The sequence below is a fragment of the Arthrobacter sp. 01L42 genome (assembly GCF_056400005.1).
The window spans coordinates 1-23488 of sequence record NZ_JBFTSL010000006.1 but is presented as its reverse complement, the minus strand read 5'-3'; the positions used below and the strand labels follow the sequence as shown (position 1 = coordinate 23488).

24 protein-coding genes and 3 pseudogenes are annotated in these 23488 nt (G+C 67.9%); 14 read left to right on the top strand and 13 right to left on the bottom strand.

Annotated features, from left to right (window positions below; all coding sequences use genetic code 11):
* Positions 1–31: 31 nt before the first annotated feature.
* The gene (locus tag AC1DN2_RS06530; protein ID WP_476849672.1) at positions 32–1207 is read left to right on the top strand and encodes a zinc-dependent alcohol dehydrogenase; all 1176 of its coding nucleotides are present in this window, start codon (positions 32–34) and stop codon (positions 1205–1207) included.
* Positions 1208–1358: 151 nt separating this feature from the next.
* Here AC1DN2_RS06530 and AC1DN2_RS06525 read toward each other — a convergent pair whose 3' ends face one another.
* The 3 genes and pseudogenes from AC1DN2_RS06525 to AC1DN2_RS06515 form a co-directional block, all read right to left on the bottom strand.
* Positions 1359–1508 carry a VOC family protein gene (locus AC1DN2_RS06525; RefSeq protein ID WP_476849818.1) on the bottom strand — a complete coding sequence of 50 codons (150 nt, stop codon included), beginning with the start codon at positions 1506–1508 and terminating at the stop codon, positions 1359–1361.
* Positions 1509–1623: 115 nt separating this feature from the next.
* A pseudogene (locus tag AC1DN2_RS06520) lies at positions 1624–1752 on the bottom strand (VOC family protein); the annotation flags it as partial.
* Positions 1753–1855: 103 nt separating this feature from the next.
* Entirely contained in the window at positions 1856–3115 is a 1260-nt protein-coding gene (locus AC1DN2_RS06515; RefSeq protein WP_476849671.1) for an NYN domain-containing protein, read from the bottom strand.
* Positions 3116–3514: 399 nt separating this feature from the next.
* Between AC1DN2_RS06515 and AC1DN2_RS06510 the strand changes: the two genes are divergently transcribed.
* Together AC1DN2_RS06510 and AC1DN2_RS06505 are read left to right on the top strand one after the other, a co-directional pair.
* Complete coding sequence (locus tag AC1DN2_RS06510) at positions 3515–4330, top strand: alpha/beta fold hydrolase (protein WP_476849670.1); 816 nt, start codon at positions 3515–3517, stop codon at positions 4328–4330.
* On the top strand, positions 4327–5298 hold the full coding sequence (locus tag AC1DN2_RS06505; RefSeq protein ID WP_476849669.1) for a PAS domain-containing protein: 972 nt from the start codon (positions 4327–4329) through the stop codon (positions 5296–5298). Before AC1DN2_RS06510 ends, AC1DN2_RS06505 begins: the two co-directional genes overlap by 4 nt.
* Before the next feature lie 83 nt (positions 5299–5381).
* On the opposite strand, the gene AC1DN2_RS06500 is transcribed toward AC1DN2_RS06505, so the two are convergent.
* The 3 genes from AC1DN2_RS06500 to AC1DN2_RS06490 all read right to left on the bottom strand — a co-directional run bounded on the left by AC1DN2_RS06500 (position 5382) and on the right by AC1DN2_RS06490 (position 8049).
* Positions 5382–5561 carry a hypothetical protein gene (locus AC1DN2_RS06500; RefSeq protein WP_018775517.1) on the bottom strand — a complete coding sequence of 60 codons (180 nt, stop codon included), beginning with the start codon at positions 5559–5561 and terminating at the stop codon, positions 5382–5384.
* Between the two features lie 365 nt (positions 5562–5926).
* Positions 5927–7222 carry a cation:proton antiporter gene (locus AC1DN2_RS06495; RefSeq protein ID WP_476849668.1) on the bottom strand — a complete coding sequence of 432 codons (1296 nt, stop codon included), beginning with the start codon at positions 7220–7222 and terminating at the stop codon, positions 5927–5929.
* Between the two features lie 242 nt (positions 7223–7464).
* Complete coding sequence (locus tag AC1DN2_RS06490; RefSeq protein ID WP_476849667.1) at positions 7465–8049, bottom strand: hypothetical protein; 585 nt, start codon at positions 8047–8049, stop codon at positions 7465–7467.
* 263 nt (positions 8050–8312) lie between these two features.
* On the opposite strand from AC1DN2_RS06490, the gene AC1DN2_RS06485 reads away from it, so the two are divergent.
* The 5 genes from AC1DN2_RS06485 to AC1DN2_RS06465 all read left to right on the top strand — a co-directional run bounded on the left by AC1DN2_RS06485 (position 8313) and on the right by AC1DN2_RS06465 (position 11957).
* The gene (locus AC1DN2_RS06485; protein ID WP_223913528.1) at positions 8313–8723 is read left to right on the top strand and encodes a TOBE domain-containing protein; all 411 of its coding nucleotides are present in this window, start codon (positions 8313–8315) and stop codon (positions 8721–8723) included.
* The gene (gene modA / locus AC1DN2_RS06480; RefSeq protein WP_476849666.1) at positions 8720–9538 is read left to right on the top strand and encodes a molybdate ABC transporter substrate-binding protein; all 819 of its coding nucleotides are present in this window, start codon (positions 8720–8722) and stop codon (positions 9536–9538) included. Before AC1DN2_RS06485 ends, modA begins: the two co-directional genes overlap by 4 nt.
* 5 nt (positions 9539–9543) lie before the next feature.
* Positions 9544–10365 (top strand): ABC transporter permease, encoded by an 822-nt coding sequence (locus tag AC1DN2_RS06475; protein ID WP_476849665.1) that lies wholly within the window; start codon positions 9544–9546, stop codon positions 10363–10365.
* The gene (locus AC1DN2_RS06470; protein ID WP_476849664.1) at positions 10362–11411 is read left to right on the top strand and encodes a sulfate/molybdate ABC transporter ATP-binding protein; all 1050 of its coding nucleotides are present in this window, start codon (positions 10362–10364) and stop codon (positions 11409–11411) included. Before AC1DN2_RS06475 ends, AC1DN2_RS06470 begins: the two co-directional genes overlap by 4 nt.
* Positions 11412–11495: 84 nt before the next feature.
* Entirely contained in the window at positions 11496–11957 is a 462-nt protein-coding gene (locus tag AC1DN2_RS06465; RefSeq protein WP_476849663.1) for an SRPBCC domain-containing protein, read from the top strand.
* Positions 11958–11991: 34 nt separating this feature from the next.
* Here AC1DN2_RS06465 and AC1DN2_RS06460 read toward each other — a convergent pair whose 3' ends face one another.
* From AC1DN2_RS06460 to AC1DN2_RS06435, 6 genes are all read right to left on the bottom strand, one after another.
* Positions 11992–13152, bottom strand: a complete 1161-nt coding sequence (locus AC1DN2_RS06460) for a glycerate kinase (protein ID WP_476849662.1) — start codon at positions 13150–13152, stop codon at positions 11992–11994.
* A 1-nt stretch (position 13153) separates the two neighbouring features.
* On the bottom strand, positions 13154–14629 hold the full coding sequence (dctA, locus tag AC1DN2_RS06455; RefSeq protein WP_476849661.1) for a C4-dicarboxylate transporter DctA: 1476 nt from the start codon (positions 14627–14629) through the stop codon (positions 13154–13156).
* Positions 14630–14795: 166 nt separating this feature from the next.
* Positions 14796–15893: a tartrate dehydrogenase gene (locus tag AC1DN2_RS06450; protein WP_476849660.1), complete on the bottom strand. Its 1098-nt coding sequence runs from the start codon at positions 15891–15893 to the stop codon at positions 14796–14798.
* Positions 15894–16009: 116 nt separating this feature from the next.
* Positions 16010–16942, bottom strand: a complete 933-nt coding sequence (locus tag AC1DN2_RS06445; RefSeq protein ID WP_476849659.1) for a LysR family transcriptional regulator — start codon at positions 16940–16942, stop codon at positions 16010–16012.
* 150 nt (positions 16943–17092) lie between these two features.
* A complete protein-coding gene (locus AC1DN2_RS06440) occupies positions 17093–17665 on the bottom strand; it encodes an MOSC domain-containing protein (RefSeq protein WP_223913536.1) in 573 nt (190 codons plus the stop codon).
* A 115-nt stretch (positions 17666–17780) separates the two neighbouring features.
* Positions 17781–18794 carry a medium chain dehydrogenase/reductase family protein gene (locus AC1DN2_RS06435; RefSeq protein WP_476849658.1) on the bottom strand — a complete coding sequence of 338 codons (1014 nt, stop codon included), beginning with the start codon at positions 18792–18794 and terminating at the stop codon, positions 17781–17783.
* A 124-nt stretch (positions 18795–18918) separates the two neighbouring features.
* Here AC1DN2_RS06435 and AC1DN2_RS06430 point away from each other — a divergent pair, with 124 nt between their 5' ends.
* From AC1DN2_RS06430 to AC1DN2_RS06420, 3 genes are all read left to right on the top strand, one after another.
* Positions 18919–19338 carry an ArsR/SmtB family transcription factor gene (locus tag AC1DN2_RS06430; RefSeq protein ID WP_476849657.1) on the top strand — a complete coding sequence of 140 codons (420 nt, stop codon included), beginning with the start codon at positions 18919–18921 and terminating at the stop codon, positions 19336–19338.
* Positions 19339–19356: 18 nt separating this feature from the next.
* Complete coding sequence (locus AC1DN2_RS06425) at positions 19357–19854, top strand: SRPBCC family protein (RefSeq protein WP_230009669.1); 498 nt, start codon at positions 19357–19359, stop codon at positions 19852–19854.
* An 89-nt stretch (positions 19855–19943) separates the two neighbouring features.
* A complete protein-coding gene (locus tag AC1DN2_RS06420; RefSeq protein WP_230009667.1) occupies positions 19944–20732 on the top strand; it encodes an alpha/beta fold hydrolase in 789 nt (262 codons plus the stop codon).
* Positions 20733–20739: 7 nt separating this feature from the next.
* Here the strand turns inward: AC1DN2_RS06420 and AC1DN2_RS06415 are convergent, their stop codons facing one another.
* Positions 20740–21507, bottom strand: a complete 768-nt coding sequence (locus AC1DN2_RS06415; RefSeq protein WP_476849656.1) for a TetR/AcrR family transcriptional regulator — start codon at positions 21505–21507, stop codon at positions 20740–20742.
* 134 nt (positions 21508–21641) lie between these two features.
* Between AC1DN2_RS06415 and AC1DN2_RS06410 the strand changes: the two genes are divergently transcribed.
* From AC1DN2_RS06410 to AC1DN2_RS06400, 3 genes and pseudogenes are all read left to right on the top strand, one after another.
* Positions 21642–22460: a DUF2306 domain-containing protein gene (locus AC1DN2_RS06410; RefSeq protein ID WP_476849655.1), complete on the top strand. Its 819-nt coding sequence runs from the start codon at positions 21642–21644 to the stop codon at positions 22458–22460.
* Positions 22457–22995, top strand: a pseudogene (locus AC1DN2_RS06405) (DinB family protein). Before AC1DN2_RS06410 ends, AC1DN2_RS06405 begins: the two are co-directional and overlap by 4 nt.
* A 186-nt stretch (positions 22996–23181) precedes the next feature.
* A pseudogene (locus AC1DN2_RS06400) lies at positions 23182–23488 on the top strand (IS481 family transposase); the annotation flags it as partial.

Genomic DNA, 23488 nt, shown 5'->3' with positions numbered 1-23488 from the left:
TACTAATTTGGTTGCGACTGAAGGAGCGAATATGAGGGCACTTACCTGGCAGGGAAAGCGGTCGGTCAGCGTGGAGATTGTTCCGGATCCGGTCATTGAGAAGGGGACGGACGCCATCGTCAGGATCACCTCATCGGCCATATGCGGCTCGGACCTCCACCTGTACGAGGTCCTTGGCCCCTATATGAAGGCCGGCGACATCCTGGGGCACGAACCCATGGGCGTCGTTGAGGAGGTCGGCTCCGAGGTCAGGAACCTCAAGCCGGGCGACAGGGTGGTCATCCCCTTCAACATCTCCTGCGGCCATTGCTGGATGTGCAAACAGGGGCTGCAGTCCCAGTGTGAAACCACCCAGGTCCATGCCCACAACAGCGGGGCGAGCCTGTTCGGGTTCTCCGAGCTCTACGGTTCGGTCCCCGGTGGGCAGGCGGAATACCTGCGCGTGCCCCACGCCGACTACGGGCCGATAAAGGTCGGGCACGAACTGCCTGATGAGCGGTACCTCTACCTCTCCGATATTCTTCCCACCGCCTGGCAGGGAGTGAAATACGCCGACGTCCCCGCCGGCGGCACACTGGCCGTCTTTGGTCTCGGCCCGGTGGGGCAGTTCGCCAGCCGCGTCGGTCGACACCTGGGTCAGCGCGTCATCGCCATCGAGCCGGTTCCGGAACGCCGCCGCATGGCCGAGCGGCACGGGGTGGAAACGATCGATTTCACGAAGGACGTCAGCGACCAGCTTCGCGATATGACGGATGGAAGGGGCCCCGACGCGGTCGTCGACGCCGTCGGCATGGAAGCGCACAATTCGCCCGTCGGCGCCTTTGCGCAGAATGCGGTGGGGCTCTTGCCGGATGCCTTGGCAAAGAAGGCCATGGAGACTGCGGGTGTAGACCGCATGACGGTTCTCCATGCAGCGATCGACTCCGTGCGCCGGGGAGGCACCGTTTCGCTAAGCGGGGTGTACGGGGGTACAGCGAGCCCCATGCCCCTGCTGAGCATGTTCGACAAGCAGATCCAACTCCGGATGGGCCAGTGCAACGTCCGCCGGTGGACGGACGAGCTGCTCCCGCTCGTGGAAGATTCCGCAGACCCGCTCGGCGTCATGGACCTGAAGACTCACGAGGTCGACCTCGACGGTGCCGCGGCCGCCTACGAGATCTTCCAGAAAAAGGAAGACGGCTGCATCAAGGTGGTCCTGAAGCCGTAGCGAAGATGTCCCCGCTCCGGGAGATCTCCTCAGGTCTTCCGTCAGCCGGACCCAAGCGCAGCTGGGCTCCCCATTAGACAGGAACGGGAGCCCAGCTAGGCGACCTCGGTGAAGAGAAATCCCTCCGTCGTCCGCTTGCGTGAAACGGCCGCTATTCGCCGGCGGGTTGGAACAACTCGACAACGTTCCCGGACGGGTCCTCCAACAGGATCTGCTGTCCGCCGGGGCCGGTGACAATGTCGTTCCGGAACGTGAGGCCTGCGGCGCGCAGCCGCTCCTCTTCGGCCGCGATATCGCCCACGATGAGGTGGATGCGGTTCCAGCCCCCCCGGCACGGGCACCGTGCCGTCCGGCATGGGACGGCCTGCCGAGCTGGCCGGCCCGCTCAGGAGGAGCCGCAACCGGCCGCGGGTGACATCGGCGAACGCCGGCGCGGCGCTCATCCTGACGGTGAATCCGAGATGCGCTGTATAGAAGTCGACCGCGGCATCGACGTCGGCCACTATGTACCGGACGCTGACCAGCTCCGTAAGGTCGTTGGGCATTTCCAGCTCCGTTCCGAATTCGTTTGGTGAGTACTCGATGTAGATAGATCACACTGTTGATCGGTTTGGCACCCGGCGCAAGCCCACGACGGCGGGAGGTTCGCTATGCCCGGGAGCCGCCGGGGCCGGACTCCAGCAGCCCGCCGCCGGCCCAGCGCCTGAGCGCGAGCTTTTCGGCGTCGTCGAACTCCATGAGGGCCAGCCGGCACAGCTCTTCCACGTTTCTGGTCCACGCGGCAGCGAGTTCTGCCGCTGATATCTCCTCTGCGAGGGAGCCGCCGGCGTACACCACGCCCTGGATCACGAAGTTGACGGCAGAGCGGGACACTGGCTGCCCGGCCGCCACGCAGTCGTCCCGGACGGAGCGTGCCAATTCGCTGCGGTTGCCCGAATGGTCGCGCAGCTTCGCCGCCAGGGACAGGAAGACCTGTCTGAACTGTTCTGCCGACAGCGCCGGAACGTCCGTGACCCGGGTGACCTGCTCCTCGATCGCGGGGCGGGCGTCGGAGGCCAGCGAGGAGGGCTCCGGGGAGAACCGCTTCGCGTCCCACACCCAGCCGGGCGACGGCGTGGACGAGTATTGGACGCCCTGGCCGATCTGGGCGATCCAGGCCCCGAACTTGCCGTGCCCGCCCCAATCGGTCTTCAGCGACGGGTCCGCGGTCAGGGCCCGGTGCGCCGCGACGGCTCCCGTGACCGGACCCGGCGCGGCCTGCACCAGGGCCCGGACCTCGTCGGCGGCCGACGTCGCAGACCCGGGCGTGCCCTGTGCGGTGCGGAGCGGGGTGCCAAGTCCGGCGGACGGGACCATGCGGGGGATGCCGGCCGCGGTCCCGTTGAGGATTGCCACGAAGTCGTGGGACTCCACCACGCTGTCGGCCATCTCCCGGTATGCGAACGCCACGGCGCCGGCAGCGATGACGGTGGTCATACGGTCGGCCGCCCGGAACCGCTGGACCAGCGACGTGAAGTCGGCGTCGGCAGACGCGACGAAGAACTCCTCAATATGTGCCGCGCCGGCCAGGGCATCCATTGCGTCCAGCACCAGGTTGATGTCGGTGCTGGACTTGCCCCGCTGGGTCAGGGAGGGGCAGTCGATCACCCGGAAGCCCGCGCGGGTCCAGTACGGCCGGTACTTGGAGTAAATCACCGGATTGAGGTAGCAGTTGCGGATCAGGAAGCGCCGGGATTCTTCGCCCGCGCCGCCGGCGGCCAGCGCCTCCGTCCAGTGCTTGGGGTCCTCGGCGAATCTCTTAGCGGCCGCCGGGTCCAAGGCCATCAGGCCGGTATAGACGTTGTCGAAGTCCACGAACATCGCGGCACGGATGCCAGGCCGCCGGGACTGGGGGAGGGGATCACTCATCGGCTCAGTGTGCCAGCAGGAGGGCGGCGCGTGCCAGAGGTGGCCGCTTGGTTGCCCATTTGCCGTCGTGTGCCGGACCTCCTGGCGGGAGCAGGAGGTCAATACGTGTGTCCGGGATCTGCCGCGCGCGCCGGAACAGCTTGCTACGGCCAGTTTTCGGCTGTAAGCATCCCCGCCAGAAACCCCGCGTGACCTGCGGGGACGCATGTCCGGGCCCGCAGCCCACCGGACTAAGATGGATCCACGTCGTCGAAATACATCCTTGTAATATGGGAATTTTCGTGGGGCGGCGCCTGCAGGCGGCGGACGGATTTTTCTGGGCCCGAGGCCCGGATGAATTGTGCAGCCGTCGGTCTCGATAGGTGGGTCCATGTGTGAATTGGAAGAGCAGGTTGGCCGATGATGTCCGGTGCGGCAGCGCGCAACAACGTCGAGGTGCATGGGCCAGAAGACGGCCCGGCGCTGGTGTTCGCCCACGGGTTCGGCACCGACCAGAGCATGTGGGGCAAGATTCTGCCCCGGTTCACCGACCGCTACCGGGTGGTTCTGCTGGACCATGTGGGCTCCGGCGGCTCCGACCAGTCCGCCTACGATTCGGCCACCTACTCCGCCCTTGACGCCTACGTCGATGACCTGGTGGAAGTCTGCGGCGAACTCGACCTGCAGGACGTGACCCTCATCGGCCACAGCGTCGGGTCGATGATGGCCGTCAGCGCGGCCGCCCGGGACGCAGGGGGCAGGTTCGGCCGGCTCGTGCTGGTCACGGCCTCGCCGAGCTATCTTGACCACCCCGAGGACGGCTACGTGGGAGGGTTCACCCGGCAGGACATCGACGACGTCTTCGAATCCCTGGATGCCAACTATGTGGTCTGGGCCGAGTCGATGGCCCCGGTCTACATGAATACGCCGCACGCTCCCGAACTGGAGCATGAGATCCAGGGCAGCTTCGGGCGGATCAGCCCCCGGGTTGCCCGTGACTTTGCCCGGGTGGCGTTCCTTTCCGATGTCCGGCACCTGCTCGGCGAGGTCACCATCCCGGTGCTGGTCCTGCAAAGCACCGACGACGTCGTCACGCCGGACCACGTGGGAACCTACCTGCACCACGCGCTCCCGAACAGCACCCTGGTCCGGCTTGCGGCCACAGGCCACTTCCCGCAAAGCAGCGCGCCGGAGGAAACGTCTGCCGCCATCCTCGAATTCCTGAAGCCGGCATGACCCGGACCAGCACCACGGCCGTCGATTACGGGCAACTCTTCCACCAGGCGCCCGCCGGCTACATCGTTGCCGGTACCGACGGGACCATCCTGGCCGCGAACGCCACCTTGTGCGCCTGGACCGGAATCCCCGAAGGCGGCCTCGGCGGCACCCGCCTCCTGGACCTCATGCCGGCCGGGGACAGACTGATGTACCGGACGCACGCCGGGCCGAAGCTGGAACGCGACGGGCACCTCGCCGAACTCTCGATCGAGCTGTTGGGACAGGACGGGCAGCGCAGGCCCGTCCTGCTGTCCGTCACCCGGACCGTGGACGGGGCAGAACCGAGGGATTTGATGATCTTTTTCGCGGCCCCCGAGCGGCGGCGGTATGAGCGCGAACTGGCCAGCGCTCACCGGCAACTCGAGGATGCCGAGGCGGACCGCGCCGCGCTCCTGCGGGAAGCCCACCATCGGGCGCTGCATGACCCGCTGACCGGCCTGCCGAACCGGCGGCACCTCGAGGAAAACCTGCTGGCGGCCCTGGCCAGCGCCGGCGAACAGCGGAACCGCGTCGGCGTGCTGTTTTGCGACGTCAACAAGTTCAAGCTGGTCAACGACACCCTGGGCCACGCGGCCGGCGACCAGGTCCTGGAACACGTGGCGCTGATGCTCTCCCAGGCCGTGCGCGGCGCGGTCACCGTCACGCGCTACAGCGGGGACGAGTTCGTTGTCCTGATCCCTCGGCTGGAGCACGCGGCGGAGCTCGAGGCGGTTGCAGAGCGCGTCCGGAGCTGCCTGGCCGGCGCCGTCACCATCGGGGGGAGCGAGCTCCGGCTGGGCATGTCCGTTGGCCAGGCGAAAACGGCTGTTCCGGCGGACGCGGATCCGGCCGCGCACAAAGAACTGGCCACGGCCCTGCTGCTGGCCGCAGATCAGGACATGTACCGGGTCAAGACGGAAATGCGCGGGGCCGTGGGCGCCGGTTGATCCGCGGGCTTTAAGGTCAAACGACGACGGCGGGATGTGGCTCCCGCCGTCGTCGTTTGGCTTTGCTGCCTGGAACCCGGGCTTTAGGCGCCGTGGTTCAGGCTGAGGGTGAAGGTGTTCGGGCCGCTGGCGTGGACCGCGATGTTGCTCTTGGCTGTGTTGTGGCGCTCGGAGAGCTCGTGGACCAGCGCGTCCAGCTCGTGGTGCATGGTGGAGCGGTCCCAGAGCTTGTGGGTTACAGAGTTGGCAGTTTCAAACGTCATTGTTCAGTGCTTCCATTTCATGAATCCGGATGTCCGGCTGCCGCACCGATGCGGAGCCGCCGTAGGGGCCAAACCAGGAACGCCTGAGACCGTGGGCAGCTCTGCGAGCTCACCGGTTTGGCCTCATTGCGTCCACCAGGATGGGTGCCCGGCGTTTACTGCGGACGCGGAACGTCGCAGGAAATCGTCGGGCTGCACCGGCAGGAACGTCGCAGTCCCTGCCTTGCCTTTCCATAGTGCACAGCGCCGCGCGGGCGGCTCAAGCCAGATGGCGAAATTTGCGCGTGAGACTCATCACAGCCGCTGTGGCGGAACGTGAACGGCGACGACGGCACCCGAGGCCAGTGCGGACGGTTCGGTGCGGTCTAGGGACGGGACCGCTTCGACCGAAAATGCGGAGGGTGGATGTGCATGCGGCTCAGCCCCCGGGCGGGGGCCGGAGAGACCGGCACCGGTCCGCCGGGCTCCGGTCCCGCTGCGGCAGCGGCCCGTCCGTAGCGGGCAGCCAGCGGTGCGGCGCTGAAGCCGTGGGCCAGGACGCTGAGCAGTACGGTGGCGGCGATGACGGCCACAGCCTGATCGGACACTGGTCCAAGGGCTTCCAGGGCCAGCAGCGCGAACACCAGGGACGCCAGTCCGCGCGGGCCGAACCAGCCCACGAACAGGACGGTCTTCCGGTCGAGGCCGGCGCCGATTGAGGCCAGCGCTACCGGCAGCATCCGCACCACCGTGAGGCTGAGCACGGCATACGCGATGGTCAGGGGGAGGGAGTGCTCCAGCATGATCGGCACGGTGATGGCTCCGAAGGCCAGCCACACGAGCAGGGACACCAGGCCGCTCATCTGCTCAACGAAGGCCAGTTCGGCCGGCCCCCGTTCCCCGGCGCAGGTGCCGAACGCCAGCCCGGCGCAGAACGCGGCGACGAAGCCGTTGCCGCCCACCGCGAGTGCGGCGCTGTAGGAGAGCAGGCTCAGGGCCAGGACGCCGATGCCGGCGAAGTCCTCGGTTGCGGTTCCACGCCGGCGGGCCAGCTGGAGCAGCCACCCGCCCGCGGCGCCGGCCGCTGCGCCGACGCCGGCGCCGATGAGCAGTTCCATGGCCGCGCTGCCTGGGCCTTTGGCGCTCTCCAGGCCTGCTGCGGCGGCCGCACCGGCGATGGCGAGCATGACGACCGGGGTGGCGATGCCGTCGTTGAGGCCGCTTTCGACCGTGATCAGCTGGCGGATCCGCGACGGCACCGCCGGATTCGTCACCACGGGTATTCCGAGTGCGGCGTCGGTAGGGGCAAGCGCTGCGCCGACGAGGAGGGCCAGCCAGAACCCGAACTGGGGAAAGAACCAGGCGGCCAGGGCCCACCCGAACACAATCGTCAGCGGCAGGCCGACTCCCAGCAACCGCACGTAGCGGCTCACGTCGCGGCGCAATTGCTGGAGCGGCAGGCGGGCGGCGTCGGAGAAGAGCACCCACACCAGGGTGACCTCGACAACCGGGGTGATACTCGCCAGGGGCGACGGGCCGCTGACCAGCCCGGACCAGGCCAGGGCTGCGCCGACAGCGGTGAACACAATGGGAGCGGTCAGGTCCGCCTGCTGCAGCCGCGCCGACACCAGCGCCCACGCGAACAGGAGGGCGGTGATGAGGACAATGACCGTCAGCTCCATGACGGATCGGCGCCCGTTTCCGTGGGCGCCGCGTGAGGGCAGCCCGGTTCCAGCAGCCGGATGGGTCCGCCCACAGGGATCACGCTCCCTCCGCCGATTGCACTAAACGTTCCCCTGCAGTTCAGTGAATCCGCCGGCCCGGGACCGCGCCAGAGAACTAAGCCCTGTCCTGGGGGACTTCCTCGTCGAGATCGACGTCGTCGCCGCGATTCCCTAGCTGGCGCTTGGGGCCGGGCTTCGGGCTACGGGCTGGGGGAGGGGCTGGGGGACCCGGTCCCGGATGGGGCGGTGATGTTCCCGGGCAGCGTGGGTGACGGGCTGCCGGAGGCAGTCCCGGATCCGGGCGTCGCGGGCATGTACGACTGGTATTCGGGCAGCGTGGAGTCGAGGACCGGAAGCTGCAGCTCGGCCGACTTACCTGTGGAGTCCTCGCTCACCCGGACCGTGACCAGGGACCCGGGGGATCCCGTGGTGGGGTCCAGCATCATGGCCGGAGGCTGGGCCAAAGACGTTTCGCCGTTGGCCTTGACCGGAATCGATACCGTCGATCCGGAAGCGCCGGAGATGGTGACAACCGCGTCTTTGGCGGACGTGTTGAATACGGTGCCCATGATCCGTCCGGGCTGGTCCGCTCCGTGGGAGAGGATGAGCATGTCCGCCAGCTTCATCGGACCGACCACAGTGTTGATCCCGTTGGTCGCCGGCGTGATCTTCGTGGTTTCCGCGGGGTTGTCGGAGGAGCAGCCGGTTCCGGTCAGCAGCAGCACCCCCAACGTGAGGGCGGCGATCGCAGATCTGAATCCTGCCAGCAGGGTGGTGGGTGCCACGGCCGGCTCCTCTCGGCAGAAGCTGTCCGGTCACCTCCGATTATCGTCCCGGGCGGCGGGAAAATCGACCCGCCGTCGCTCCTGGTGGCCACCCAGCGGGCGGCGCCCGGCGGCGGCGCCACCGGCCGGCCTGAAATGCGCCTTGAGTTCGAGGATCCCGGGGGCCGGACCCGGCTGCGCCTCGGATGACCCCAAACGAGGATTCTTTACTGATTTGCGGATCAGTTTCCCCATAATGGCCGCAAATAGGTGATTATGGAGGTATGCCGAAAATCCGCATTTCCGAAGCAGCACGATTTCTCGGGGTCAGTGACGACACCGTCCGGCGCTGGACCGAGAATGGGATACTGACCCCGGTCAAGGATGACTCCGGCCGGCTGGCCGTGGACGGCCTGGAACTTGCCCACCTGGCCCGCGACCAGGCACAGCTTCCCGATGACCCCACCAAGATAGGCCGCTCCGCCCGCAACCGGTTCGTCGGCCTGGTCACGGGCATCACCGCTGACAAAGTCATGGCACAGGTTGAGCTGCAGTGCGGGCCCTTCCGCGTCGTGTCCCTGATGAGCAGCGAAGCCGTCCGGGAACTGGGCCTGGAACTTGGATCCGTGGCGACCGCCGTGGTCAAAGCCACCACCGTCATCATCGAAACGCCCCACGGAAAGAGCCTCATATGAGGACCGCCCGCAAGCACGTCCCCGCACTGCTGGCGGCCGGCGCCCTGGCCGCGGGCCTGGCCGGCTGTGCCGCCGGCACACCCGGGGCAGCCGGAACCGGCTCCAACTCCAGCGCCGGGGCCAGTGAGACCCCCACGCTGTCCGGAGCGCTCACCGTGTACGCCGCGGCCTCGCTGAAATCGACCTTCACCAAGCTGGCCAGCGACTTCGAGGCGAAGAACCCCGACACCAAAATCACTTTGAACTTTGCCGGCTCCTCGGACCTGGTCACGCAGATCACCCAGGGCGCCCCGGCCGACGTCTTTGCCTCCGCCGACACCAAGAACATGACCAAGCTGACCGATGCGGAACTGATCGACGGCGCCCCGGCCAACTTCGCCACGAACGTCCTGGAGATCGCGGTTCCGCCGTCCAACCCGGCATCGATCAGCTCCTTCGCCGACCTCGCCAAGCCGGGCGTGAAGGTCGTGGTGTGCGCACCGCAGGTTCCCTGCGGCGCCGCGGCCGAGACCGTCGAACAAGCCACCGGCACCACCCTGGCGCCGGTCAGCGAGGAATCGTCCGTCACGGATGTCCTGGGCAAGGTCACCTCGGGTGAGGCCGACGCCGGGCTGGTCTACGTTACGGACGTCAAGAACGCCGGAGACAAGGTCAGAGGCATCCCCTTCGCCGAGTCGGACCAGGCCGTAAATACCTACCCCATCGCCACGGTCGGCACGGGCAAGAACAAGAAGCTCGCCGCTGCCTTCATCGCAGCGGTCACCGGCAGCGAGGGCAAGCAGGTCTTGAGCGACGCCGGATTCGGCACCCCGTAAGCGGCATGCACAGGCGCAGCGGCACCGGGTACACAGGCATCCCGGCATGGATTTACGCCATCGCGGCAGCAGGGGCACTCTTCGTCCTGCTGCCGCTGGTGGCAATGGTCGCCAGGGTCAACTGGTCCGAGTTCATCCCGCTGATCACCTCCGAATCCGCACTCACCGCGCTCGGCCTGAGCCTGCGTACCTCCGCGGCGAGCACCGCCTCCTGCATCGTCCTCGGCGTGCCGCTCGCACTCATCCTGGCCCGAAGCCCGTTCCCGGGCCAGCGCCTGCTCCGGGCCTTCGTCCTGCTGCCGCTGGTCCTGCCTCCCGTGGTGGGAGGCATCGCCCTGCTCTACACCTTCGGCCGCCAGGGACTGCTGGGCAAAAGCCTGGAACTGGCCGGAATCCAGATCGCCTTCTCCACCACCGCGGTCGTCCTCGCCCAGACGTACGTTGCCCTGCCGTTCCTGGTGGTCAGCCTCGAAGGCGCCCTGCGCACCGCCGGCAACAAGTATGAGGCGGTCGCCGCGACCCTCGGCGCGCGCCCGGGCACGGTGCTGCGCCGGGTGACCATCCCGCTGGTGCTCCCCGGACTGGCCTCCGGCGCCGTTCTGTCCTTCGCCCGCAGCCTGGGCGAATTCGGTGCTACCCTGACCTTCGCCGGCAGCCTGCAGGGCGTCACCCGCACCCTGCCGCTGGAGATCTATCTGCAACGCGAAACCGACGCCGACGCCGCCGTCGCGCTCTCCCTCCTGCTGGTCGCCGTGGCGGTGGCCGTCGTCGGGCTCTCCTACCGGCGCCCGCGCCTTGGCGTGGCACCGGAAGGAGCACTCCGGTGACCTTTCAGCTGGACGCAACCCTTGCCGCGCGGGGCTTCGAGGTCTCCTTCAGCCTCGGACCGGCCGAGACAATCGCCATCCTCGGGCCCAACGGGGCCGGTAAATCGACGCTCCTCTCGATCATCTCCGGCCTGCTGCGCCCCGATGCCGGCAAAGCCACGATCGGCGAAAAAGTCCTCTTCGACGTGAGCGCGGACACCAACATCTGGCGCGCCCCGCACACCCGGGGCACGGCGCTGCTGGCCCAGGAAGCCCTCCTGTTTCCGCACCTCAGCGCACTGGACAACGTCGCGTTCGGGCCACGCAGCGCCGGCGCCTCCAGCGCCGCGGCCCGCGAAACGGCCATGCACTGGCTCAGTGAAGTCGACGCCGACTCCCTCGCCTCCCGGCGCCCCGGACAGCTCTCCGGCGGACAGGCCCAGCGGGTGGCCGTGGCCCGCGCCCTCGCCGCCGACCCCGACCTGCTGCTCCTGGACGAGCCCATGGCCGCGCTCGACATCCATGCCGCCCCGCTGCTCCGCCGGCTCCTCAAGCGCGTCCTCGCCGGCCGCCGGGCCATCATCATCACCCACGACATCCTCGACGCCCTCATGCTGGCCGACCGGGTGATCGTCCTCGAGGACGGCCGGATCACCGAACAGGGCCCCACCCGCGAAGTCCTGGAAAAACCGCGCAGCCGGTTCGCCGCCGGGCTGGCCGGGCTGAACCTGGTGGCGGGGACTGTCAGCGACGCCGGGGTGACCACCGCCCAGGGCATGGTCGTCGCGGGCTACCGGGACGAGACCATCGAACCCGGGCAGGACGGAGTAGCGGTCTTTCCGCCCTCGGCGGTATCGGTGTTCCTCACCGAAGAGCACGGCAGCCCGCGAAACTCATTCCAAGTGATCATCACGGACCTGGAGCCCCACGGCGATCAGATCCGTGTCCGTGCCGGTCGACTCTCCGCCGACATCACCCCGGCCGCGTCGGCCGACCTCGGCCTCATCCCCGGAATGAGCGTCTACTTCGTCATCAAGGCCGCCGCCATCGCGATCTACCCGGCCTAGGGAGCTTCCGCACGTTCCGCCCGGCGGAGTAGTCTCGGTGCCGGGCGCTGCCGGCGCCGAGCGACTCCGCGAGGAAAGGAAGCTATGCCTGGAATGTATGTGGCGACCTCGACCATCACCATCGGGGCGCCCGCGAGCCGCGTATGGTCCGTGATCACCGATCCCGATGCCGCCAAGGAATTCATGTTCGGCACCGAACTCGTGACCGACTGGGCGGTAGGCGGACCCATCCTGTGGCGGGGCACCTGGGACGGCAAGGAGTACGAGGACAGGGGCAGCATCCTCGAGTTTGAACCCGGACGGCGGCTTGTTGTCACGCACTTCAGCCCGTTGAGCGGCCAGGCGGATGCGCCGGAGAACTACCACACGCTGACCTGGACGCTCGAGGACCAGGCCGGTGCCACGCAACTGACGCTCGCCCAGGACAACAACGCCAGTGCCGAGGACGCCGACCACTCCAAGGGCATGTGGGACAGCCTGGTAACGAGCGTGAAGGCGATCGCCGAGCGGGAAGAGTCAGGGCGGGAAGAGCCAGAGCGCGATTAGGCAGTAAGACCGCGGGGCCAGATTCCGCTAGCGCCTACAGCAGGCTTGCCGCGATGTCCCTCCCGATCCTCTGCAGCAGGGCGGCCGAAAGTCCGGGGTCTTTGGCGGAGTCCTGGTCGGTGTACTCGGCCAGGGTGTAGACCCGGGTGAGCGCCAGTTCGGACCACCTTTCCCGGGGGAGGAGGGAACGGCCGGCCACCGCGATGATCGGGCGGGTTCCCGACCTCCGGGCGACGGCGGCGGGAAGTTTGCCGGCGAGGGTCTGTTCGTCGATGCTGCCTTCGCCGGTGATGACGATGTCGCAACTGTCCCTGCGGTTGTTGAAATCGAGCAGGTCCAGGAAGTAGTCGGCGCCGGAGACCTGCTTGGCGCCCAGCAGCAGGCACGCGAAGCCGATCCCGCCGGCGCTTCCGGCGCCCTCGCGCTGCGCCAGTTCGGCGGCGTCCTCAAACCCGGCGTCCGTCAACGTGGCGACGAGGTGCGCCAGCCCGTGCTCCAGTGCCGCAACGTCCTGCGGTCCGGCGCCCTTTTGGGGTCCGAAGACCGCCGGCGCGCCGCCGGGCCCGAGCAGTGGATGGTGGACGTCGCTGGCGACCACGAGCTCCGTGCTGTCCAGTTCGGGGAACCTGGTCCGGCGGATGGTGTGGATCTGCGCCAGTGACTCTCCGCTGCCGTGGAGCTGCCGGCCGCGGGCGTCGTGGAAGCCGTAGCCCAGGGCGGTGAGCATTCCCATGCCGCCGTCGGTGCTGGCACTTCCGCCCAGCGCCAGGACGATCCTGGCCGGGTTGAGACTGAGGGCGAACAGGATCGCTTCCCCAAAGCCCCGGCTGGAGGCCGCCAAGGGTTCCAGCTGGCCCGCCGGCAGGAGCGCCAGGCCGCAGGTGTTGGCGACCTCGACGACGGCGGTGGTGCCGTCAAACGCGATGCCGGCCGGGACGGGCTGGCCGGTGGGCCCGGTGACAGTGTGGCGGTGCCGGGTGAAGCCGGCGGCGACGGCGGCGTCCACACTGCCGTCCCCGCCGTCGGCCAGGGGAAGCAGCTCGCAGTGGACCGCTCCGGCCCCGCCGGTGGAGCCCGCTCCGGCGCGGAGCCCTGCGGCCAGGGCGTCGGCCACCTCGCCGGCCGTGAGGCTGCCTTTGAACTTGTCCGGTGCGATGAGGGTCCGCACGGTTTTCGGGGCGGTGGTGTTGAACATGTCAGATGGTTTCCGAGTAGGCGGGGCGGCGGGTGTCCTTGGCCGTCGAATCGGCATCGGCGGCTTCTGTGCGCTCCGGGTGGTTGTCCGGGTGCGTGTGGTGGCCGTATTCGATCAGGTCATCGTCGATGTCGCCGTAGCCGTCCGGGAGGATCGGATCCTCGCTGGGCAGCGGCTCAACAGTTTCGCCGTTGAAGACGCGGCGGACGCGGTCCGCGTCCAGGGTGCGGTCCCACCAGGCGATGAACAAGGTGGCGACGGCATTACCGGTGAAGTTCACCAGGGCCCGGCACTCGGACATGAACTTGTCGATGCCGAAGATAAGCATGATGCCGGCGGCAGGGATGGTGCCGAGCGTGGCCAGGGTGGCGGTCAGGGCGATGAAGCCGCCGCCGGCGACGCCTGCCGCGCCCTTGGAGGTGAGCAGCATGACCGCGATGAGGCCCAGTTGCTGGCCGATGGTCAGGTTCGTGTTGGTTGCCTGGGCGATGTAGACGGCGGCCAGCGAAAGGTAGATGGCGGCGCCGTCGAGGTTGAAGCTGTAGCCCGTGGGGACCACGAGCCCGACCGTTTCCTTCTTCACACCGGCGTGCTCGAGCTTGCGCATCAGGCCCGGGAGGGCCGGTTCGGCAGTGGAGGTGCCCAGAATGAGCAGGTACTCCTCTTTGAGGTGGCGGATCATCTTGAAGATGTTCAGCTTCAGGAAGGCCATGACGGAGCCGAGGACCACGACGACGAAGAGGATCGAGGTGGCGTAGAAGAGGGCGATCAGCCCGCCCATGCTGGAGAGGGAAGAGACGCCGTACTTGCCGACGGCGAAGGCCATCGCGCCGAACGCACCCAGCGGGGCGGCCTTCATGATGAAGCCCAGGATTTTGAACATGACCCCGGTGAGGCGCTGGACGCCGTCCAGGACGGGCGCTCCGACCTTGCCCATGGCGTTCAGCGCGACGCCGAAGATCACGGCGATGAAGATGATCTGGAGGATGTCGCCTTCCACGAAGGGCGCGACGACGCTGGTGGGGATGATGTGGGTCAGGAACTGCCACCATTCCTGGTGGGCGCCGGCGTCGATGAGTTTGGCCGCGGAGTCCGTCGTCTTGATCGCGCTGGCGTCTGCGTTGACGCCTTCGCCGAGGCGGAAGATGTTGATGGCGACCAGGCCAAAGAGCAGGGCAAAGATCGTGCCGATCTGGAAATACGTCAGGGCCTTCAGCCCGGTCATGCCGACCTTCTTCAGATCCGCGACGCTGGCGATGCCGCCGACGATGGTCAGGAACACGATCGGGCCGATCAGCATTCTCATGGCGTTGACGAAGGTGGTGCCGATCGGTTCCATGGCAATGCCCGCGGCCGGGGCCAGCCAGCCCACCAGAATGCCGAGGACGATGCCGGTCAATACCCAGAAGTACAGCTGCCTGTACCAACGTTTCTTGGGGGCCGGGATGTCCGTGCCCGCGGTGGTGATGTGTCCCATGATTCCTACCTCATTGTGGAATGTCTCTGGAGATGCTTTAAGTGTGGGGGTTTGCGCGGGGCGGGTGCCAGTTCGGCGCAGCCGCCCCGTGCAGTGTGTAGCGTTCGACGCCGGCCGCGAGGCCGGCGTCGTCCGTTTCAGTGCGCCGCAGCGCTGGACGGAAGCGTTAGACGGCCGCCAGGGTGCGGGCCAGGGCCTCGATGATGGCGTCGGTGACGTCCGCGGTGGTGGCGTCGCCGCCGACGTCGCGGGTCAGGTGGCCGGCGCCGGTCGCCTCTTCGATGGCGGCCTCGACGCGGCGGGCTTCCTCGTGCAGGCCGAAGTGGTCCAGCATCAGGGCTGCGCTGGCGATCGCGCCGATCGGGTTGCTGATGCCCTTGCCCGCGATGTCCGGGGCCGAGCCGTGCACCGGCTCGAACATGGACGGGAAGCGGCGCTCCGGGTTCAGGTTTGCGCTGGCCGCCAGGCCGAGGCTGCCGGCCAGGGCCGAGCCGAGGTCGGAGAGAATGTCGGCGTTCAGGTTGGAGGCGACGACCACGGAGAGGTCTTCCGGGTGCAGGATGAACTTGGCGCTCATCGCGTCGACCAGGACGCTCTCGGTGGCGACATCGGGGTAGTCCAGGGCAACCCGCTGGAAGGTTTCGTCCCAGAGGACCATGCCGTACTGCTGGGCGTTGGACTTGGTGACGGAGGAGACCTTCTTCACCGTGCGGGTCCGGGCCAGATCGAACGCGAAGCGCATGATGCGCTCGCAGCCCTTCTCGGTGAACAGTGCGGTCTGCAGGGCGACCTCGTTGCCCGGGCCGCGGCCGCTGAGGTTGCGCCCGCCGAGGCCGGCGTACTCGCCTTCGCTGTTTTCGCGGACCACAATCCAGTCGAGCTCGGTGATGTCGGCCTTGCGCAGCGGGGACTGGACGCCCGGGAGGAACTTCACCGGACGGATGTTCGCCCACTGGTCAAAGTTCTGCGTGATATTCAGGCGCAGGCCCCAGAGGCTGATGTGGTCCGGGACGTTTTCCCAGCCGACAGCGCCGAAGTAGATGGCGTCGAAGTCCTTGAGGGTGTCCAGTCCGTCGGGGTCCATCATCTGGCCGGTCTTGGCGTAGTACTCGCAGCCCCATGGGAACTCGGTCCATTCGAAGGCGAACTTGCCGCCGGAATTCTGCGCCAGGGCGTCCAGGACCCGGCGTCCGGCGGAGACGACCTCTTTGCCGACTCCGTCTGCGGGGATTGAAGCGATGCTGAATGTCTGGGTGGCGCTCATGTGCCTACCTCCTCGTTGAGTGTGTTAGCAGCGTCACACTGCCTTCCTCTTCAAGTAGACGGGCCGGCACCACATGCCGTCCAAGACCAAGATCCGATCCGCTAGATAGGTTCAGCCTATTGATGATGCGCCGGGGGAGGCGTTTCTGTCCCTCCTTGCTGTTGCGGGGCCGCGTGCAGCCGCGCCACCGCCAGGAAGGACCGGGCTGCGGGGGTCAGGTCGTCCCTCCGGCTGAGAACGGCAACATCCAGGTAGGACACGGGTTCGATCAGCAGCGTCCGCAGCCCCGATTTGTGGGCCAGGGGCGCCCACGACGACGGCATCACGGCGTGGCCGACCCCGGCCAGGACCAACGGCAGGATCGAGGTCCGGTGGGCGACCTCGACGACGATTTCGGCGTCGATCCCCCGCGCCAGTGCGTCGTCCACAAGCCAGCGCATCAGCGAACCGCGCTGGCTCGCGACCAGGCGGTGGCCGGCCAGCTCCTCGCGTTGGATCGTTGTTGCGGCGCCAAACGTATCGGACTGGGGATTGACGAGAAGGATCAGCGGCTGGCGATCGAGCTCCAGCACCTCAACGCCGGGAACCTTGATGGGCGTGGGGGAGCCTGCCAGCCCGATCTCCGTGCTGCCGCTTCGGACAGACTCGATGACGTCCTCCGGGGTGAAGGCGGCGCTGACATTGAGCCTGACCAGGGGATGCGCCCGGGTGAAGGCGGCGATCATCGAGGACAGGGGCTCGATCCCGGGTGAGGGCATCGTGACGATGTCCAGCCGTCCGCTGCGCAACCCACGCACCGACTGCACCGCGGACTGCGCAGCATCGAGGTTGCGCATCACGAGCCGGGCCGGCCCGATCAGCTCCTTGCCCGCCTCGGTGAGCACCGCCCGCCGCCCGATCCGGTGGAAGAGCGGCACGCCCAGCTCCTTCTCGAGGGCGGCGATGGTCTGCGAGAGCGATGGCTGGGCGATGAGCAGGTGCTCCGCGGCCCGGCTGAACCCGTCGTGGTCAACAACAGCCAGAAAATACTTCAGCTTTCGGGTGTCCACCCTGGCTCCTTCACCGGTTTTGCGCTTGACGGTTGCCGTGCGGCCGCCTGATCGATGAGTCCGAGCCTATTTCCTGCCGACGATTCGGATGAGCATTTGTTCCACCTCCGCGGCAAAGAACATGATCGCCGATCGCCGTCGTCCGCGCCGCTACGGCAGCCGGGAGGGGCGCAGCAGCGTGGGGACGCCGGCCTGCCCGGGGTCGAGCGGGACGGGGCTGACCAGCACGGCCGGGCCGCGGCTCAGGAGGCCGGTCGAAAGCGGCTGGCAGCGCACGCCTCCCCGGCCGCGCATGGCGGCGTGCGCGCCGGGGGCAAGCATCCGGTCCATCCAGGCGCAGGGGTGGGCTGGCCGTCCGGCCCGGAGCCGGACCACGTTGCCCCTCGACTCGAGCGCGAACTCTTCGCCGAGCAGGGGAGCGAGCTGGGCGCCCCGGAGGACCACATTGCGCCGGGTCAGGAGCGGGTCAAAGGGGCCGGCTGCCAGTTCCTTGGCCATCGCCTCGAGGGCCTCGATCGAGAGGAGGGTGACGGCGGCGTCCATGTGCGCGGCCTTGCCGAAGAACCGGTCGCCGACGATGCCCTTGCCGGCCACCAGCTCCACTTGGTCCGCGTCCGTCGTGGGGACCTGCGCCGCACCATCGCGGGCGCGGCCGAAGTAGGCGTGTGCCGGCGAGACAAGGAGGTGCAGAATCTCGACGTCGTACCTGTAGCTTGCCGTCATGCCCTAAAACTATCCTCCCTCGTGGCGACGGCGCGCCGAGTCGCCGGAAACGTGCGAGGTCGCCGGAACCTTGCGGCGACCTCGCAGGCTTCCCGCGAACTCGGCGGGGCCTTTATCAGGGTACGAGCACGATCTTCCCTTTCGACGCGGTGGTCCCCAGCAGCTCATGGGCGCGGCGAACGTCGGAAAGCGGCAGGCGCTCGGCCACCACCGGGTGAATCTCGCCGCGGCGAAGCAACTCGAGCAGCGCGAAGAAGTCTGCCCTGAACCAGTCCTGGTGGTGGATGCGCAGCTTCTGGATCCGGTAGGACAACACTTTTCGACGGGGTGACAGCCAGCCCCAGAGGGCGACGCTCCCCGTTGCCGCGTACCAGGCGATCACGCCCGGCCAGTTCTTGCGCCCCTGCGCGATGGTGGCGTAGCGGCCAAACACGACGAGCCGACCGCCGGGCCGCAGCGCGCGGAAGGAGCGCAGAGACAACGGCCCACCGATCCCGTCGAGGGCAATGTCTACACCGTCGCCGGTGAGCCCGCGCACCCGGGCCAGGAAATCCTCGTTCTGATAGTCGATCGCCACCGCGCCCAGCCGCTCCACTGCGGCGCGGTCCCGGCCGGAGGCGGTCCCGTAGAGGCGGAGGCGGGCCAGTGCTCCGAGCTCGAGGATGGCGGCCCCTACCCTGCCTGCCGCGCCGTGAACCAGAACACTCTCCCCGGGCTTCGCCTGGGCCGTCCGGTGCAGCAGCTGGTAGGCGGTCATGTAGGGGAAGACGAGGCTTACGACCTCGGCCGGGTCGAGGTCCTCAGGCACATCCACCGCGTATGCCTCCGGCACACAGACGCGCTCGGCGTTGGCGCCCCACACCGTCAGCGCGCCGATGCGGTCCCCGACCCGTACCCGCGAGCAACCGGGCCCGAGCTCATCAACGATGCCGACGAGCTCATAGCCGGGCGTGAAAGGCGGCTTCGGTCCGCCGAGGTAGGTGCCGGCGCGCAGCTGGGCGTCGGTGAAAGAGACCCCCGAAGCCAGGACCCTGACGCGGACTTCGCCCGGGCCGGGCCGTGGATCGTCGACCTCCACCACCTGCAGGACCTCGGGGCCGCCGAAGCGGTCGATCACCACACGCTTCATGGGCTCACTCTACGCTCGGCACACGCTCCGCACACCGGCCTCTTGCCGCCCGGTCCTTGTCTCCACCGGGCGTCGTTTCGTGAACCATTGACACCCCCGAGCGGTCGGGCTATCCTACAACCAAATGGTTGTAGATCAGCTCAGAACCCAGCTCAACGACGACGAACTCGACCGCCTTTTCCACTCGTTCGCCGACGCGACCCGCAGGGACATCGTGCGCCGGGTGACAGTGGGCGAGTACTCGGTCTCCGGGCTCGCCGCCCTCTACGCCATGAGTTTCGCGGCCGTCCAGAAGCATGTGGCGGTGCTGGAACGCGCTTCCCTTGTCTCGAAGGAGAAGCGGGGAAGGGAGCAGATCGTGCGGGCCAACCATGACGGCCTGCAGCGGGCCCGCCGCCTGCTGGACGACTACGAGGTCATCTGGCGCCAGCGCGCCGACCGGATTGCGGACCTGCTTGCCGAAGTGGCCGCCCCGGAATCTGACGAGACGCAGGCAGGCGCCAGACCAATCAAGAAATCGCAAGGCCAAGCTGAAGGAAACTGAAGGATAGGAGAGTTCGTCATGACGGTTGTCAGTTCAGTCAAGAATCTTGAGGCGCTGAGCCTCACCGTGGTCGCCGAGTTCGATGCCGGAGTGGGGCGCGTCTGGCAAATCTGGGAAGACCCGCGCCAGCTCGAGCGCTGGTGGGGGCCGCCCACGTGGCCGGCCACCTTCGAGAAGCACGAGTTCGTCCCGGGCGGCGAGGCCAGCTACTACATGACGGGACCCGAGGGGGAGAAGGCCCGCGGCTGGTGGCGGTTCGTGACCATCAACGCTCCGCACCGGCTGGAGTTCGATGATGGCTTCGCGGACGACAACGGCGACCCCGTGGCCGATATGGGAACGATCCACGGAGTTGTGACATTGGAGCCAATCGGCGACCGCACCCGAATGACCATCCTGTCCACCTTCGAGGCGGAGGAGCAGATGGAGAAGATCGTCGCCATGGGCATGGAAGAAGGCATGAGGGAGGCGCTGGGCCAGGTCGACGCGATCATCGCCGAGTCCGTCAACGCCTGACCTGCAACGCAACACGACGACGGCGGGAATCTCCCGCCGTCGTCCGCAAGGCCCTGTTCAGCCCGGTATTAGCGGCGGTAACATGCCATGTGACTTTCACCCACGGTTACGCGGCGAACGGCGACCTCCGCATGTACTACGAGGTGCATGGCCACCCGCGGGTCGGCGAGCCCCCGCTGTTGCTGATTCCCGGCGGAGGCTCGAGCATCGAGACCAATTTCGCCGGCCTCATCCCCGCGCTGCTGGCCGAGAGCCTGCAGGTGATCGCCGTCGAAGAGGAAGGCCACGGCCGGACCGCGGCTACCGCCCGGCCGCTCACCGCCGAAGGATCGGCAGGGGACATCAAGGCCGTGCTCGATGAGCTCAACGTGGACTCCGTGGACGTGCTCGGGTTCAGCGCCGGGGGCCACACCGCGCTCGCGCTGGCCATGAGGCATCCGTCCATGGTGCGGTGCCTGATTGCCGCCTCCACCTTCGCCAGCCGCGACGCTGTGGGCGATGAATTCTGGGAGGGGATGGAAAAGGCAACCCTCGATGACATGCCGGAGGTGTACCAGGACGCGGACCGCCGGCTGAACCCGGACCCCGGACACCTCGAGCGGATGTTCGAACTGGACCGCCAGCGGATCCTGAGCTTCCCCGGATGGTCGGACGAGGACCTGCGCCGCATCACGGCCCGGACCCTGGTGCTGAGCGCCGACCGCGACGTCGTCAGTGCTGACCACGCCGTGCGGATGTCACGGGTCATTCCCGGGGCGCGCCTGATGATCGTGCCGGGTACCCACGGCGATTATTTGGGCGAGCTGGCCGCGAGCGGGGGCGACCTGCGGGCCATGCGGACCACTCTCCCGTACCTGCTGCGGTTCCTGGAGGAGTAGGGGCCGGTCAGGGCCTCGCCGGCGTCGAGGTCTGCGCCGGGCTGGTCTGTGCCGGGCTGGTCTGTTCCGGAGTGGAGGTCCAGTGCTGCCGGTGCAGCCGTTCGAAGCCGTCCAGGAGCAGATCGAGGGCGAACTCGAACTCGAACTGGTCATCGCACCCCTGGCCCACCACGGAGTCCTGGTGCGCGGAGGCGGTGGCGACCTTCAGGATGTTCGGATACCGCTCGGCCATCTCCTGGAACATGGCCGCCTGCGCCTCCGGCGGAAGGGTGGCCAGCCCTGCGGCGTTCCCGCCGGCGGAGTCGTCGAACAGCTCCTGGGTAAACCCCCACATGCGGCTGCCGAGGGCGTGCATGACGTGATGGGTCAGGTCCACGGAGAAGCCTCCGGCCAGGAACATGCCGATGAACGAGTCCATGTAGCCAAGGACCGCTGGAGTTTTATTCGTGCGCGATTCCAGCACTTGCCGGGCCCACGGATGCCGCAGCAGCGCCCCCCGCGCCGAGAGCACCCTCAGGCGCACGGCGTCCTTCCAGCCGGCATCGCGGACGGGAGGATCGATCTCGCTGACAAGGGCGTCCACCATGCCGTCAAGGAGTTCCTCCTTGTTGGCCACGTGCTTGTAAAGCGCCATCGGCACGACGCCGAGTTCCTGCGCCAGCCGGCGCATGCTCAGCGCCTCGATCCCCACCTGATCGGCCAGCACGACGGCGGCAGCCAGGACGCGGTCCCGGCTCAACGGAATCCGGCGCGTTCGCTCCGCTTGCTGGGTCATCCGGCCACCCTTCCCTAACGGTTCCCTATTGACAAGTGTACGCCGTAGACCTAACGTGGCCGCATCAGGTGTACGCCGTACACCTCGCGTCTCATGTACCGCCGCCGCCAGCCATCCCAGCCAAGGACCACGCCGTGACAACACACGCCAGCAGCGCCCCCGTCCCCCGAGTCCGCCGCCGCCCCCAGTGGCCAGTGCCCGCCGGATTGATCCTTCTCAGCCTCATCCCGGTGATCGCCGGTGCGGCGCGGCTGACGGAACTGACCGGCGGTGCCGCCATCACCGCCCAGAACGCCCGGTTCTTCGCCTCACCCGTGCCCGTGGTGACCCACATCCTCAGTGTCACCACCTACAGCCTGCTCGGTGCGTTCCAGTTCCTCCCCGCGCTGCGGGGCCGCCGGGGCTGGCACCGCATCGCCGGCCGCATCCTCGCGCCGGCGGGCCTGCTGGCCGCCCTGTCCGGCCTGTGGATGGCCGTCTTTTATCCGCTGCCGCCCGGGGACGGACCGGCGCTGTTGGTGCTGCGGCTGGTCTTCGGCTCGGCCATGGCGGCGAGCATTGTCCTGGGAGTCGTGGCGGTTGTGCGCCGGGATTTTGTGCGGCACGGCGCGTGGATGACCCGCGGCTACGCGATCGGCGTCGCCGCGGGAACGCAGGCGCTGACGGGGCTGCCGTGGATGCTGCTGGTGGGCCCGCCCGACGAGCCGACCCGGGCGGTGCTCCTGGGGGCAGCCTGGGTGATCAACCTTGCGGTGGCCGAGTACGTCATCCACCGGCGCGCCAGGCGGACCGTGCGCTCCAGGCGGACCGTCCCCGAACCTGCCGCCGCCGTCCCCGTGCCTGCTGCCGCCGTCGTCGAAGTCGCCGGAAGCGTGCCGGAACGCCGTACTTTTCCGGCGAAGCGGACGGTTTCCGGCGACGTGGAGGCCGGGCGGCTAGACTCACGCGCATGACAATTGTGGACGATCAGGGCCGCCCGGAGCCTCCCCTCGCCTCCGACGAAACCGCGACCCTCCTGGGATTCCTGGACTACCAGCGGGCCACGCTGGCGTGGAAATGCGCCGGGCTGGACGCGGCCGGCCTTGTGGCTACTACCGCTGCCTCATCGATGACACTGGGTGGGCTCCTGAAGCACATGGCCTATGTGGAGAGCGAATGGTTCTCCCGTTCCCTGCACGCCCGGGACAGGGAGGCCCGTTTGCCGCCGTGGACTGGAAGGCCGACCCGGACTGGGAGTGGCATTCCGCCGCCGGGGACACCCCGGACCAGCTGCGCACCTTGTGGCAGGACGCCGTGGACCGGTCCCGGGCCAGCGTCACGGAGGCCCTGGCCGCCGGTGGCCTGGACCAATTGGCCCGTCGCCCGTGGCCGGACGGTTCGGCACCGAGCCTGCGCTGGATCCTGTGCCACATGATCGAGGAGTATGCCCGGCACAACGGCCATGCCGATCTCCTCCGCGAGGCCCTAGACGGCGAGACGGGGGAATAGGCGGAGAAACGGGGGAGTAGCCTCGAGGCACCCCTCCAACCACCCGTTGCGCTATCAGTCTTGGCGGTTATGAACGCCGAATGACGACTGTGGAGTCTCATGACTTAATGGACGTTTCTGTCTCAAGACATCGTGGACAGTGTGTCTCAGGACATCGTGGACACTCGGACCGGTTTTGCTCGGGTCATGAGCAAGATGCACCCCGATATCAAGATCCGGCATTTGGTGGCGACATGGCCTGACGACGCTGAGAGGGGTGCGGTTACACAGTTCTGCGAACGTCATAAGGTGTCCCGGGCCTGGTTTTACAAGATCCGGGCCGCGGCTGCCGCCGGGGGGACGATCAAAGCCTTGGAAACTGCCTCGACCAAGCCGGCGACCAGCCCGGCCAAGGTCGATGCCTCTTTGGCGCAGCTGGCTCTCGCGACCCGGGAGTCCCTGAAGAGCCTCGGCTATGACTACGGGCCGCTGAGCGTCGCCGCCAAACTCCGAC